Here is a 12,462-nt window from a genome sequence, read left to right as displayed (position 1 = left end):
GGAAGCCGAGGTCGCCGCGCGATGACCACGGCATTCAGCCGGGCGTGGGCCCGGATCGCCGCGCTGCTGCCCGGCCGGGACGATCTGGCGGAGATCCGGCGCGACCCGCGCCGGGACCTGCTCGCCGGGCTGACCGTGGCGATCGTCGCCCTTCCGCTGGCGCTGGGCTTCGGTGTCTCCTCGGGGCTCGGCGCGGAGGCGGGGTTGGCGACCGCCGTTGTGGCGGGTGCGCTCGCCGCGGTCTTCGGCGGGTCGAATCTGCAGGTGTCCGGGCCGACCGGCGCGATGACTGTGGTCCTCGTGCCGATCGTGGCCAAGCACGGGCCGTCCGGGGTGCTCACCGTCGGTGTGATGGCGGGCGTCATGCTCGTCGGCCTGGCGGCGCTGCGGGCCGGCAAGTACATGCAGTACGTGCCCGCCCCGGTCGTCGAGGGCTTCACCCTCGGCATCGCCTGCGTGATCGGCCTGCAGCAGATCCCGAACGCGCTCGGCGTGCCCAAGCCCGAGGGCGACCGGGTGCTGGTGATGACCTGGCGGGCCTTGGAGGAGTTCGCCAAAGCGCCGAACTGGACGGCCCTCGGTTTCGCGGTCGCGGTGGCCGCCGTCATGCTGCTCGGTGCCCGGTGGCGGCCGACCGTTCCGTTCTCCATCCTCGCGGTGATCGCCGCGACGCTCGTGGCGCAGCTCGCGCACCTGGAGGCGGCGAAGCCGATCGGCGAACTGCCGTCCGGACTGCCCGCACCGTCGCTGTCCTTCCTCGACCTCGGCTCGCTCGGTGCTCTGCTCGCCCCAGCGGTCGCGGTCGCCGCCCTCGCAGCGCTGGAGTCGCTGCTGTCGGCGTCGGTGGCCGATGGCATGACGGTGGGTCAGAAGCACGACCCCGACCGGGAGTTGCTCGGGCAGGGGCTCGCGAACATTGCCGCGCCCCTCTTCGGAGGGGTCCCGGCGACCGGCGCGATCGCCCGTACAGCGGTCAATGTGCGCACCGGCGCGAACTCCCGACTGGCCGCCCTCACCCACGCCGCCGTCCTCGCGGTGATCGTCTTCGCCGCCGCGCCCCTCGTCTCGAAGATCCCCCTGGCCGCGCTCGCCGGTGTCCTGCTCGCCACCGCGATCCGTATGGTCGAGGTCGGTTCGCTGCGCGCGATGGCGCGGGCGACTCGCTCGGACGCGCTCATACTCGTCCTGACCGCGGTGGCGACCCTCGCCCTGGACCTGGTCTACGCGGTCATCATCGGCCTGGTCGTGGCGGGCGCGCTCGCCCTGCGCGCCGTCGCCAAGCAGGCCCGCTTCGACCAGGTGCCGCTCGACCGGGGTGATCACAGCGCCGAGGAACACGCGCTGCTGGCTGAGCACATCGTGGCCTACCGCATCGACGGCCCACTGTTCTTCGCCGCGGCGCACCGCTTCCTCCTGGAGCTGACCGAGGTGGCCGACGTCCGGGTCGTCATCCTGCGAATGTCCCGGGTCTCCACGATGGATGCCACCGGGGCCCTGGTCCTCAAGGACGCCGTGGACAAGCTCCACCGCCGCGGCATCCTCGTCCTCGCCTCAGGGATACGGCCCGGCCAGCTCCAGGTCCTCGACTCCGTCGGCGCACTGGACCTGCTGCGCCGCAAGGGCCGGGAGTACGCCACCACGCCCGAGGCGATCCGGGGCGCGCGCGATCACCTGGAGATGACCGGTGTCCTGGCCGCCGTCCCGGCCCAGCCGACCACAGCGACCAGCGAGGAAGCAGTCCAGTGAGTACCCGTTCCGCCGTCCTTCGCATGTCCGAGGCTTCCGGTGCGGAGGCCAGGTGGCCACTGGAGGGCAGCAGTCCGGGGCGGCTGGTGTACGTGCAGCGGGAGCAGGCCGTCGTCCGGCCCGCCCGGCACGTGTGGGCGTTCGGCAGCCTGATCGTCCGCACACCGACCCCGGCCGCGGCGGTGCCCGCATCCGCGACGTACCAGGTGGACGAGCCAGGTGCCGCGACGGGCACCGGCTGGACGGTGACCGCACCCGGACCTGCCGCCGTGATCACCGATCCGGACGAGGCGGCCCTCCCCCACTGCCTCAAGCGCATGGGAGGTGCCCCCGTCAAGCGGACCCTGCCGGGCCGGGTGCACGGTCCGCACGACCCGCTCGTCCGGATCCGCCCACGGACGGTGACCGGCTTCCGCTTCACCCCGGGGACGGAGGGCTGATGCCCATGCAGCTCGAGGCCCTGCCCCATCGGCACGTGGTCACGCTGCCCGCCGAGCCGTCTGCCGTTCGTCTCGCCCGCGAGACCGCTGAACAGGCGCTGGTCGAGTGGGAGATCGACCTGCACCGGCCCGTCGTGGACGTGGCGCTGCTGATCCTCAGTGAGCTCGTGACCAACAGCGTCCGGCACGCCGCCGAGCTGTCCCCGCAGATCATGGTGGTGTATGCGGCGAGCGGAAGCCGCCTGGCCTTCGCCGTCCACGACCGCCACCCCCACCAGCCGCCGCTGGACGAAGCCGGCACCGGTGGTGGTCTGGGCACGGTCATGGAGCTCACCCGGCAATTCGGCGGCACCGCGGCCGTGCACGGTGACGCCGAGGGCAAGGCCGTCTGGATCATCCTTCCCCTCTGAATCCAACTGAGCAGCACGGCAAGGAAGTTCACCACGATGACCATCGACTGGCGCTACACCGTCGAGAAGCACCTCGGCATCCTCTCCGTCGCCGGGTACCTGGGCCCCGACGCTGTGCGCCGCTTCACCGGAGCGGTCGGCTGGGCGCTGGCGCGTGGCACCGGCCCGGTCATCGTCGACCTGACCGAGCTGCGCAGTTGGTCGGCCGAGGGACAGCTGGCGATCACCGAGGCCGCACGCCGCCTCGCCCGAGCAGGCCGGGCTCTGGAGCTGGCCGCCATTCCGGCCGACGGGTCCCTCGTCCCCTCCGGCGACTGCCCGCCCATCCCGGTCCATGCCGACCTGGCCGCCGCGCTCGCCGCACACTGCGCGGAGCACGAGGAACGGATGCAGGGGCGTCACGAGTGGCGCACCACGGGGTGGCCGGAAGGGGACGGGCCGGGCGACTGATATCGCCGGCTCTCAGCCCGCGACGAAGGCGCCGTCGCCGTCCCGTACGGGGACGAGGACGGATGCGTCCTCCTCGGTGGCGATTGCGACATCCTCGACGAATCCCATCGCGGCGAGCCGACGGCCGGAGGCGCTGGTGGCGACCGCGTGGGCGAGGTCGGCGGTGCCTTCGTAGCTTGCCTTCGCGGCGGCGGCCTCCGTGGAGAGCGGGCCTGCTCCCTGCGCGTACAGGTCGGAGATGAGAGCTCCGGCGCCGAGGAGGTCTTCCAGAGCGGGGCGCAGGCTGCCGTCCGGCCACCGCTCGCCTGCGGCGATCACGACGACTGGGTGTTCGGGGGTGCCGTAGCTGCGGGAGGTCAGCCAGTTGCCGACCGCGGTGAGGTTGCGCAGACAGGCGGCGATGACCCGCACACCGGACGCCGCGGCGGCTGCAATCGCGGCGCCGTTGGGTGACGGCAGCACCAGGCGGGCCACGAAGGGGGCGGCGCGCAGGTGGGCGGGCGACAGGGACCAGGGCGTGTCCGATGTGACGGCGTGGCGGTGCGCGGCCAGCCGGGCGCCCGACTGGCGCGCGTACGCGGCGGCGGCCTGCGCGGCACCGCTGCGCTCGTCCTCGGAGGCGAGCCCGCCCGGCCACCGGAAGGGAAGAACGCGGATGCCCCTGTCGACGGCGACGCTCACCGCCGTGGTGAACGACAGCACATCCACGGTGACCAGACAGGCCGCTTCAGTCGCGAGGCGGCTCGCTCCCGCGGGCCCCCATTCGAAGCGGACCCCGCTGCCGGACTGGACGGCCCAGTCACCCATGGCTGCTCTCCCCGGCTCACCTGCCGTGCGTGGGTCAGTGGCGGTCGGTGTCCTGGGATGGCCGATCCGGACGGCCGCCGAGGGACAGTTTCAGCAGGCGGGGCTCGCCGCAGCGGGGGCAGCTGCCGTCCGGGGCGACGGCGGTGGGGCGGCACTTCAGACGGCAGGCCGGGCACTTGAGCCAGGCGACGCCGAAACCGCGCAGCGGCGTGATCCTCACACGAACCTCCCTCACCTGACCTCACCGATTGCTAATCTTAGCAATTACCAAGGTCATTACTGTTGAAATCGATGGCTCTCTTCCGGTGCGGATTCGGCCTGGCCGGTGCCGCACGCGAGGATGGGCTGCATGTTCTTGACGAGTGGGTGGATGCGATGCGCCAAGGCCCGGCCGGTGCGGCCGTGCTGCCGTATGAGGGAGGGGGCGGCACGGTGAGTACGCCGCTGTACCAGCTGAAGGCCGAATTCTTCAAAACCCTCGGCCACCCCGCGCGCATCCGCGTCCTGGAGCTGCTGAGCGAACGTGAGCACGCGGTCGCGGAGATGCTGCCCGAGGTGGGCATCGAGCCGGCGCATCTCTCGCAGCAGCTGGCCGTGCTGCGCCGAGCGAATCTGGTGGTGACCCGCAAGGAGGGCTCGACGGTGTACTACTCGCTGACCAGCCCGCACATCGCCGAGCTGCTCAGGGTCGCCCGCACCATCCTGTCCGGCGTGCTGGCCGGCCAGGCGGAACTCCTCGCGGACCTGCAGGCTGCCCAGCCGCAGGCGAAACCGCCGTCGTAACGACGGCCTCAATCGGCGGCCGCCTCCTGGGAGTTGACAGCGCTCCATGGCGAGGGAGGCGGTCGCTTCACCCCCGATGGCCGTAGCTCCGGTCGCGACCAGCGCCCTCGTGATGCGTGCGGCGGGGAGGCTCAGGACCTGCTGATGAAGCCGGCGCGCCAAGGGATGGGGTTCGTTCTGGAGCGGCAAGGCCAGCTCGTCGCAGGGGCCGCTCCAGGATGCCGACTGCTCGCCCTGGCCGAGGGCGTGGAGGAGCATGGAAGCTGAGCAAACGAAGGAGGCCCGCCATGAAGACCGGAGCCTCGGATTACGACCGCTGGCTGTACTCTCACACGCCCTCACAGGCCGAGGGCGAGCGCGACGAACCGGCCGAGCGTGCGACCGCGCAGCAGCACCCGGACGTCCCCAGGACCGAGCCGTCCCAGGCGGAGGGGGAGCGGGTGGACGACATCAGGACCACATGACCGCCGACAAATGATCTATGAGCGGTGCATGCGACAGAGCCCGGCACCGCACGGACGCGGTGCCGGGCCGTCAGTGGCCAGAGGTCCGTGGCCGCCCGCACTGAGCTCGACCGTCCCGGCTGTAGCGACGACCGTGTTCCCCGCACTGCGGCATCCGGGTGCTACCACCCCGTCTCCGGCCCGGTCAGCGTCACGCACGCCACATCGATTCCTACGTTGATCGTATGATCATCCACTTCTCATCGCGGACGGCCGCCGCCACCTGCGCGCTCTGCACGGCCGGTGTGCTGGCGTTCACGCCGATCGCCGTCGCCGCCGGCGGCGCGGAGCCCACTCCGCCCGGCGTGCCGCGGGCGGCGACTCCGGAGCCGGCGTTCCTGTATCGCGAGGGCACTCAGGTGCGGGACCGTCGTGGGGTGCCCGGGGTTCCGGACGTGTCCGCGTTGTCCTGGCTGGTGGCGGACGCACGCAGCGGGGACGTGCTGGCCGCGCACGACGCGCATCGCAAGCTGCCGCCTGCCAGCACGCTGAAGACCCTGTTCGCACTGACCGTGCTGCCGACGCTGCCGGCGGGCGTCCGGCACAAGGTGAGGGAGGAGGAGTTGGAGGACATCGGAGAGGGCAGCAGTATGGTCGGGGTCGCCGAGGGGCGGACGTACCTGATTGCCGATCTGTGGCGCGGGGTCTTCCTCCACTCCGGGAACGACGCCGTGCACGTGCTGGCCTCGCTGAACGGCGGCTGGCAGACCACTGCCGAGCAGATGCAGGCCAGGGCCCGTGCGCTGGGCGCCCTCGACACGCATGTGCGGTCGCCCGACGGGTACGACACGCCGGGCCAGGTGTCGTCGGCGTACGACCTGGCGGTGTTCGGCCGGGCGGGGCTGCGCAACCCGGACTTTGCGCGGTACTGCGGTACGGCCGTAGCCAGGTTCCCGGGCGAAGGCGGCTGGTCGTACGACATCCGGAACACCAATCGGCTGCTGACCGGCGCGGACGGTGTGGAGCCCTACCCGGGGCTGATCGGCGTCAAGAACGGCTACACCAGCAATGCGGGCAACACGCTCGTCGCCGCGGCCCGCCGGGGCGGGCGCACGCTCGTGGTCACTGTGATGAACCCTCAGGCGGGCGGTGGCTTCGCCGTCTACGAGGAGGCACGCGAACTGCTCGACTGGGGGTTCGAGGCCGCGGGGCGGGTCGAACCCGTGGGCTCGCTGGACGCGCTGCTGGGCAGGCCGCGGCCGGAACCGCACGCCACGCCCATGGCCGTCGCCCCGGACGGCGGGCCGGGGTGGCCGGCGGCGGGCGTCGTCTCGGGTGCCGTCGTACTCGGCGCGGGGGCGGTGGTGCTGGTGCTGCGGGGCAAGGGCGGGCTGTCGGCGCGGAGTTGACCCACCGGCAGCCACAGCAGCAGTCCCAGGGTGATCCAGGTGTAGGTGTTGCTGCCGAGGAAGCCGTCGACGCCGGACGCGTCGTGGAACCACAGCCACACCACGCTGGTGCACAGCACCGCGTACAGGCCGCCCGCCACGCGCGGGTGCCCGGCGCGGATCAGTACGGCGAAGGACGGCAGCAGCCATACCAGGTGGTGCACCCAGGTGATGGGACTGACGAGGCAGGCGGTCAGGCCGGTGAGGGCGAAGGCGGCCGGCCAGTCGGCCGCCGCGACCGCCTGGAGGGTCCGCCACGTCCAGATGCCGAGGACCACCAGAACCGCCAAGGCCCAGACTTTACGGTCGGATTCGCCGAGGCGGGCCAGGATGCCCTGCAGTGACTGGTTGGAGACGTACTCCAGGCGGCCCACCCGGCTCGTGTCCCACAGGGCCTGGGTCCAGTAGAAACGGGAGGCGCCCGGGGCCACCCAGGCGGCGAACGCGGTCGCCCCGGCGGTGACCGCCGACGCGAGGGCGGCGGCGCGCCATCGGCGGGCGAGCAGGAGCAGGCCGATGAAGACCGCCGGGGTCAGTTTGATCGCGGCCGCCAGGCCGATGCCGACGCCCGCCCAGCGCTCCCGCCCGTTCGTCAGCAGCCAAGCGTCGGTGAGCACCAGCGCCAGCAGCAGGAGGTTGACCTGGCCGAAGCTGAAGGTGTCGCGCACCGGTTCGAACAGGGCGAGCAGACACGCGCCCAGAGCCCATGCGAACCAGCCGTAGCGGCGCCAGGCCCCCTCGGTCAGGATGTGCAGGATCCACGCCAGGGCCGCCAGGTTGAGCAGCAGGGAGCCGGCGACCGCCGTGCGCCAGCCGACGAGGGCCATGGGCAGCATGCTGACGGCGGCGAACGGCGGGTAGGTGAAGCCGTAGGTCGTGCCCGGCACCTGGTAGTCGTAGATCCGTCCGCCGTGGTGGATCCAGCTGTTGACGGCGCCGTAGTAGACGCGCAGGTCGAACCAGTCGCGCAGCATCGGCACGGTCGCGGTGAAGGCGGTGACGGCGGCCGCGAGGGCGAGGACCAGGAGCAGTCGGCCGCGGTCGGTGCGGGGCAGGGTCATGCGGTTTCCCCCAGCGCGGGTGCGTGGGCCGCCTGGTGGACCTGCCACAGGACGACCACGGCCAATGCGCCGCCGGAGACGGCCAGCATCAACTGCCCGCTGTCGACCGGGCCGCCGCTGGGCAGGGTCGCGAGCGCGAGTACGCCCGTCACGGCCGCCACCCGGTGGCGTACCGAGGTGGTGGGTGCCGCGGCGGCGATGAGGAACAGTCCCCACAGGGCGTACCAGGGGCGGATCGCCGGGCCGAAGGCGGCCACCGTGGCGAGGCTCAGGCCCAGCGCGTAGACCGGGCGGGGGCGCAGCCGCCACCATATGGCCGCTATCACCAGCGCGGTGATCGCGAGGCCGAGCAGGTGCCAGACCGGAAGGGCAAGGGGGGCGAGATCGCTGCCGAGGTGTTCCAGCATGGCTCCGGTGGCGCGCCCGAGGAGGCTGGTCAGGGCCCAGTTGTGCGGGGAGACGGGGGTGTCGAGGGCGCCTATCCAGCCGTATCCCGTTCCGGCGAGGGCTGTTGCGGCGACCGTGGTGGCCGCGGCGGCCGCGGCGGTCGACACGACGGCCTTCGCCGGTCGGTGCCCGGCTCGCACCTGGAGGACGACGACCGCGGCGAGCCCGAGCACGGCGGGCGCCTTGACCAGCGCCGCGAGGGTGACCAGGACGGCGCCCAGGACCGGCCAGCGGCCGAGGGCGGCGACCAGGCCGACACCGAGCAGGCCGAGCATGATGGCGTCGTTGTGGGCGCCGGCGACCAGGTGGAGCAGCACCAGCGGGTTGAGGGCACCGAGCCAGAGTGCGGCGGCCGGATCGGCGCCGCTGTGCCGGGCGAGCCGGGGCAGCGCGGCCGCCATCAGCGCCACGCCGAGCAGCGCGACCAGGCGCATCCCGACCAGCCCGGCGGGGAGTTCGCCGCGGGTCAGGCCGGACAGCGCGGAGGCGACGGCGAGGAACACCGGGCCGTAGGGGGCGCCGGTGTGCTGCCACAGCGGGGCGACCTCGTCTGCAAGGGGGCCGCCGAGCTGGGCGGGCCCGTGTGCGTAGACGTCCATGTGGGCGTCGACCATGGCGCCCTGGGCGAGGTAGCTGTAGACGTCACGGCTGAACAGCGGCGGGGCGAGCAGCAGCGGGGCCGCCCACACGGCGAGCACGAGCAGCAGTTCGCGCGGGGTGGGCGCCTCGGCGCTGCGTACGAGCCGCCCGAGCAGCACCCAGGCGGCTATCAGCACTACGACGCCGAAGTACACGCCGACCAGGCCCAGGGCCGCGCGGGCGGTGGCCGGGGCCAGGAGATCCCGCACGGGCAGGGCGCCGGCCGTCTCGCCTCCCAGCGCGAGGAAGGCGGTGCCGGCCAGGCCGAGGACCTGACAGCGGCGGAGATCGACGGGGAAAGCCATGGCCAACACTCGGGAAGCGTGTCAACGCCGGGTGGCCGGAAATTGACGCGCCGCCTTCCGGGCGGGGGCCTGCGTGTGTCCGGCACGTGATCGCACGCCCGCGGCGATGATTTCTTCGCAGCCGGCCGGTCTCCCCTGCATCCGAGGTGTCCGGCCTCCGCCGGCGACAGAACGGACGTGATGACCGTGCCGAACCGCTCCGCCCACGCCAAGGTCAACGGCCTGGAGATGTACTACGAGAACCACGGGATCCGCGGGTCCGGTGACGACACCCGGCGTCCGCTGGTACTGCTGCACGGCGGGGCGCACACCGTCGGCCTGTCCTTCGCGGCGGTGCTGCCGGCGCTGGCCGACGGCCGCCGTGTCGTGGCGCCCGAGCTCCAGGGGCACGGCCACACGGCCGACACCGATCGCGACCTGACAGTGGCGAACCTGGCCTCGGACGTCGTGGCGCTGCTGGACGAACTGGGCATCGCCCAGGCCGACTTGATCGGTTTCAGTCTCGGCGGGCTGACCGCGCTCGAGATCGCGGTACGGCATCCTGAGCGGGCGGGGCGGCTGGTGCTCGCCGCCACGCCATATCGGCAGGACGGCTACCACGACGACGTCCGCACACCGGACTACACCTCTCCCCGGCTGCCCAGCCGGGCGGACTTCCAGGAGATGGCCGACGCCTACGCGGCCGTCGCCCCGCACCCCAGGCACTTCCCGGACTTCCTCGCCAAGGTCACCGCCGCCGCCCACGCCCCGCTGCCCTGGACGGCCGACGACCTGCGCGGGCTGGAGGCGCCCACGCTCCTGGTCGTCGGCGACAGCGACTTCGTACGCGTGGAGCACGCGGCCGAGATGCAGGAGCTGATTCCCGGGGCACAGCTGGCGGTCCTGCCCGCCACCACGCATGTGGCCCTGATGCGGCGTACTTCCCTGCTGGTGCCGCTGCTGACCGAGTTCCTGGGCTGAGCTGCCGGTTCAGAACACCGACAGGCCGGTCAGGGTCGTGAAGCGGTCCAGCGCAGCGACGCCCGCCACCGAGTTGCCGCGCTCGTCGAGGCCCGGGCTCCACACGCACAGCGTGCAGCGGCCGGGGACGACCGCGATGATGCCGCCGCCGACGCCGCTCTTGCCGGGCAGGCCGACGCGGTAGGCGAACTCGCCCGCCGCGTCGTACGTCCCGCAGGTCAGCATCACCGCGTTGACCTGCTTGGCCTGGCTCTGGGTGAGCAGCCGGCTGTCGTCGGCCCGGATGCCGTGGCGGGCCAGGAAGCCGGTGGCAAGGGCGAGGTCGGCGCAGGACGCGGTGATGGAGCACTGGCGGAAGTACTGGTCCAGCAGCACCGGGATCGGGTTGTCGATGTTGCCGTAGGACGCCATGAAATGGGCGAGGGCGGCGTTGCGGTCACCGTGTGCGGACTCGGAGGCGGCGACGTCCTTGTCGAAGTCCAGGGCCGGGTTGCCGCTCTCGGTGCGCAGGAAGGTCAGCAGTTCGCCCGCCGCGTCTCCGGTACGGGTCTGCAGGCGGTCGGTGACGACGAGGGCGCCGGCGTTGATGAACGGGTTGCGCGGGATGCCGTTCTCGTACTCCAGCTGGATCAGGGAGTTGAACGGGTTGCCGGAGGGTTCGCGGCCCACGTGCTCCCACAGTTCGTCGCCCTCGCGGGCCAGGTCGAGGGCGAGGGTGAAGACCTTGGTGAGGGACTGCGCGGAGAACGGCTCGCGCCAGTCCCCCACGCCGTACACCGTGCCGTCCAGTTCCGCGACCGCCATGCCGAAGCGGCGGGGGTCGCAGGCGGCGAGTGCCGGGATGTAGTCGGCGGGGCGGCCGCGGCCGGGGGTGCGCTCGATCTCCTCGGCGATGCGCTCCAGGACCGGCTGGAAGGCGAAGGACGACGTCGTTGTCATGATCACTATTGTGCCCCCGGGTCGGTCCTGGCGCGCGGCCGTGGTTCAGGCGATGACGGAGCCGCTGCCCGCGACGACCTCGGGCCGCAGCAGGTCGGCAAGCCGCTCGGCGGGCAACAGGCCCTTTTCCAGGACGAGTTCGGCAACGCCCCGGCCGGTGGCGAGGGCCTCCTTGGCGATGTCGGTGGCGGCCGTGTACCCGATGTGCGGGTTGAGGGCGGTCACCAGGCCGATGGAGTTCTCCACGCTCGTGCGCAGTGCCTCGGTGTTGGCGGTGATGCCCTCGACGCACCGCTCGGCGAGCGTCAGGCAGGCGCTCTGCAGATGCGTGACGGACTCCGACAGGGAGTGCAGGATGATCGGCTCGAAGGCGTTGAGCTGGAGCTGTCCGGCCTCGGCGGCCATGGTGATGGTGACGTCGTTGCCGATCACCTCGAAGGCGACCTGGTTGACGACCTCGGGGATCACCGGGTTGACCTTGCCGGGCATGATGGACGAACCGGCCTGCACCGGCGGCAGGTTGATCTCGCCGAGGCCCGCGCGCGGCCCCGACGACAGCAGCCGCAGGTCGTTGCAGCTCTTGGACAGCTTGACGGCGATCCGCTTGAGCACGCCGGACATCTGCACGAACGCGCCGCAGTCCTGGGTGGCCTCGACCAGGTTGGCGGCGGTCACCAGCGGCAGCCCGGTGATGTCGGCGAGGTGACGGCGGGCCGACTCGGCGTATCCGGCGGGGGCGTTGAGCCCGGTGCCGATGGCCGTGGCACCCAGGTTGATCTCATGGATCAACTGGACTGCCTCGTCAAGACGGTTGCGGTCCTCGTCAATCATGACGGCGTATGCGGAGAATTCTTGACCGAGCGTCATGGGCACCGCGTCCTGCAACTGTGTACGGCCCATCTTGAGCACGTTGCGGAACTCGACGGCCTTGCGGGCGAAGGCGTCCTGCAGTACAGACATCGCCTTGAGCAGTCCACGTACCGCGAAGACCGTCGCTATCTTGACGGCGGTCGGGTAGACGTCATTGGTCGACTGGCCGAGGTTGACGTCCTCGTTGGGGTGCAGGTGCTGGTAGTGGCCCTTCTCGAACCCCAGCAGCTCCAGCGCCCGGTTGGCGACGACCTCGTTGGCGTTCATGTTGGTCGAGGTGCCGGCGCCGCCCTGGATGACGTCGACGACGAACTGGTCGTGCAGCTTGCCGTCGCGGATCTCGCGGCAGGCCTCGACGATGGCGGCGGCCTTCCTCGGCTCCAGCAGGCCCAGTTCCTCGTTGGCGAGGGCGGCGGCCTCCTTGACGGCGGCCAGGGCGTCGATCAGGTGCGGGTAGGCGGAGATCGGGGTGCCCGTGATGGGGAAGTTCTCCGTGGCGCGCAGCGTGTGAACGCCCCAGTACGCGTCGGCGGGGACGTCGCGGTCTCCGAGCAGATCGTGTTCGCTGCGGGTGGCGGCGGTCGTCATGAGGGTGCGGGTCCTCTTTCAACAGGGTGAGGGTGAGCGCCCCTGTCTTCAGGGGCGCGGGGCGTTATCGATTTGCGGCTACCGCCGCGCGGGCGCGACCAGCCACAACCGGCCCGCAGATCAAGA

13 protein-coding genes and 1 pseudogene are annotated in these 12,462 nt (G+C 71.9%); 8 read left to right on the top strand and 6 right to left on the bottom strand.

The window, feature by feature from the left end:
- Positions 1-21: 21 nt before the first annotated feature.
- Genes ACFY10_RS54635 through ACFY10_RS54620 form a run of 4 tightly spaced genes read left to right on the top strand, consistent with a single transcriptional unit; the run spans position 22 to position 3,046 of the window.
- Positions 22-1,746, top strand: coding sequence for a SulP family inorganic anion transporter (locus tag ACFY10_RS54635; RefSeq protein WP_390672914.1), 1,725 nt, complete (start codon positions 22-24; stop codon positions 1,744-1,746).
- 23 nt (positions 1,747-1,769) lie between these two features.
- Positions 1,770-2,186, top strand: a complete 417-nt coding sequence (locus ACFY10_RS54630) for a pyridoxamine 5'-phosphate oxidase family protein (protein ID WP_390672908.1) — start codon at positions 1,770-1,772, stop codon at positions 2,184-2,186.
- On the top strand, positions 2,186-2,596 hold the full coding sequence (locus ACFY10_RS54625) for an ATP-binding protein (RefSeq protein WP_390672907.1): 411 nt from the start codon (positions 2,186-2,188) through the stop codon (positions 2,594-2,596). Before ACFY10_RS54630 ends, ACFY10_RS54625 begins: the two co-directional genes overlap by 1 nt.
- Positions 2,597-2,632: 36 nt before the next feature.
- On the top strand, positions 2,633-3,046 hold the full coding sequence (locus ACFY10_RS54620; protein ID WP_390672906.1) for an anti-sigma factor antagonist: 414 nt from the start codon (positions 2,633-2,635) through the stop codon (positions 3,044-3,046).
- Between the two features lie 12 nt (positions 3,047-3,058).
- Here the strand turns inward: ACFY10_RS54620 and ACFY10_RS54615 are convergent, their stop codons facing one another.
- Both ACFY10_RS54615 and ACFY10_RS54610 read right to left on the bottom strand, forming a co-directional pair.
- Entirely contained in the window at positions 3,059-3,853 is a 795-nt protein-coding gene (locus tag ACFY10_RS54615; RefSeq protein WP_390672905.1) for a 2-phosphosulfolactate phosphatase, read from the bottom strand.
- A gap of 34 nt (positions 3,854-3,887) precedes the next feature.
- Positions 3,888-4,073 (bottom strand): hypothetical protein, encoded by a 186-nt coding sequence (locus ACFY10_RS54610; RefSeq protein ID WP_390672904.1) that lies wholly within the window; start codon positions 4,071-4,073, stop codon positions 3,888-3,890.
- Positions 4,074-4,285: 212 nt separating this feature from the next.
- Here ACFY10_RS54610 and ACFY10_RS54605 point away from each other — a divergent pair, with 212 nt between their 5' ends.
- The 3 genes and pseudogenes from ACFY10_RS54605 to ACFY10_RS54595 form a co-directional block, all read left to right on the top strand.
- On the top strand, positions 4,286-4,636 hold the full coding sequence (locus ACFY10_RS54605) for an ArsR/SmtB family transcription factor (protein ID WP_390672913.1): 351 nt from the start codon (positions 4,286-4,288) through the stop codon (positions 4,634-4,636).
- Positions 4,637-4,923: 287 nt separating this feature from the next.
- Positions 4,924-5,100, top strand: a complete 177-nt coding sequence (locus ACFY10_RS54600) for a hypothetical protein (protein ID WP_390672903.1) — start codon at positions 4,924-4,926, stop codon at positions 5,098-5,100.
- Between the two features lie 224 nt (positions 5,101-5,324).
- Positions 5,325-6,158 (top strand): annotated as a pseudogene (locus ACFY10_RS54595) (D-alanyl-D-alanine carboxypeptidase family protein); the annotation flags it as partial.
- Positions 6,159-6,241: 83 nt separating this feature from the next.
- On the opposite strand, the gene ACFY10_RS54590 reads toward ACFY10_RS54595, so the two are convergent.
- Positions 6,242-7,588 (bottom strand): glycosyltransferase 87 family protein, encoded by a 1,347-nt coding sequence (locus ACFY10_RS54590; RefSeq protein ID WP_390672902.1) that lies wholly within the window; start codon positions 7,586-7,588, stop codon positions 6,242-6,244.
- Positions 7,585-8,979 (bottom strand): polyprenol phosphomannose-dependent alpha 1,6 mannosyltransferase MptB, encoded by a 1,395-nt coding sequence (gene mptB, locus ACFY10_RS54585; protein WP_390672901.1) that lies wholly within the window; start codon positions 8,977-8,979, stop codon positions 7,585-7,587. Before mptB ends, ACFY10_RS54590 begins: the two co-directional genes overlap by 4 nt.
- 180 nt (positions 8,980-9,159) lie before the next feature.
- On the opposite strand from mptB, the gene ACFY10_RS54580 reads away from it, so the two are divergent.
- Positions 9,160-9,939, top strand: a complete 780-nt coding sequence (locus ACFY10_RS54580) for an alpha/beta fold hydrolase (protein WP_390672900.1) — start codon at positions 9,160-9,162, stop codon at positions 9,937-9,939.
- A 9-nt stretch (positions 9,940-9,948) separates the two neighbouring features.
- Here the strand turns inward: ACFY10_RS54580 and ACFY10_RS54575 are convergent, their stop codons facing one another.
- Both ACFY10_RS54575 and aspA read right to left on the bottom strand, forming a co-directional pair.
- Positions 9,949-10,878, bottom strand: coding sequence for a glutaminase (locus ACFY10_RS54575; RefSeq protein WP_390672899.1), 930 nt, complete (start codon positions 10,876-10,878; stop codon positions 9,949-9,951).
- 45 nt (positions 10,879-10,923) lie between these two features.
- Positions 10,924-12,336, bottom strand: coding sequence for an aspartate ammonia-lyase (gene aspA, locus ACFY10_RS54570; protein ID WP_390672898.1), 1,413 nt, complete (start codon positions 12,334-12,336; stop codon positions 10,924-10,926).
- Positions 12,337-12,462: the final 126 nt, after the last annotated feature.

The sequence above is a fragment of the Streptomyces sp. NPDC001401 genome (genome assembly GCF_042895385.1).
Taxonomy (GTDB): Bacteria; Actinomycetota; Actinomycetes; order Streptomycetales; family Streptomycetaceae; genus Streptomyces.
Note: the sequence above shows the minus strand (reverse complement) of the source record. Positions and strands in the feature narration are given on the sequence as shown.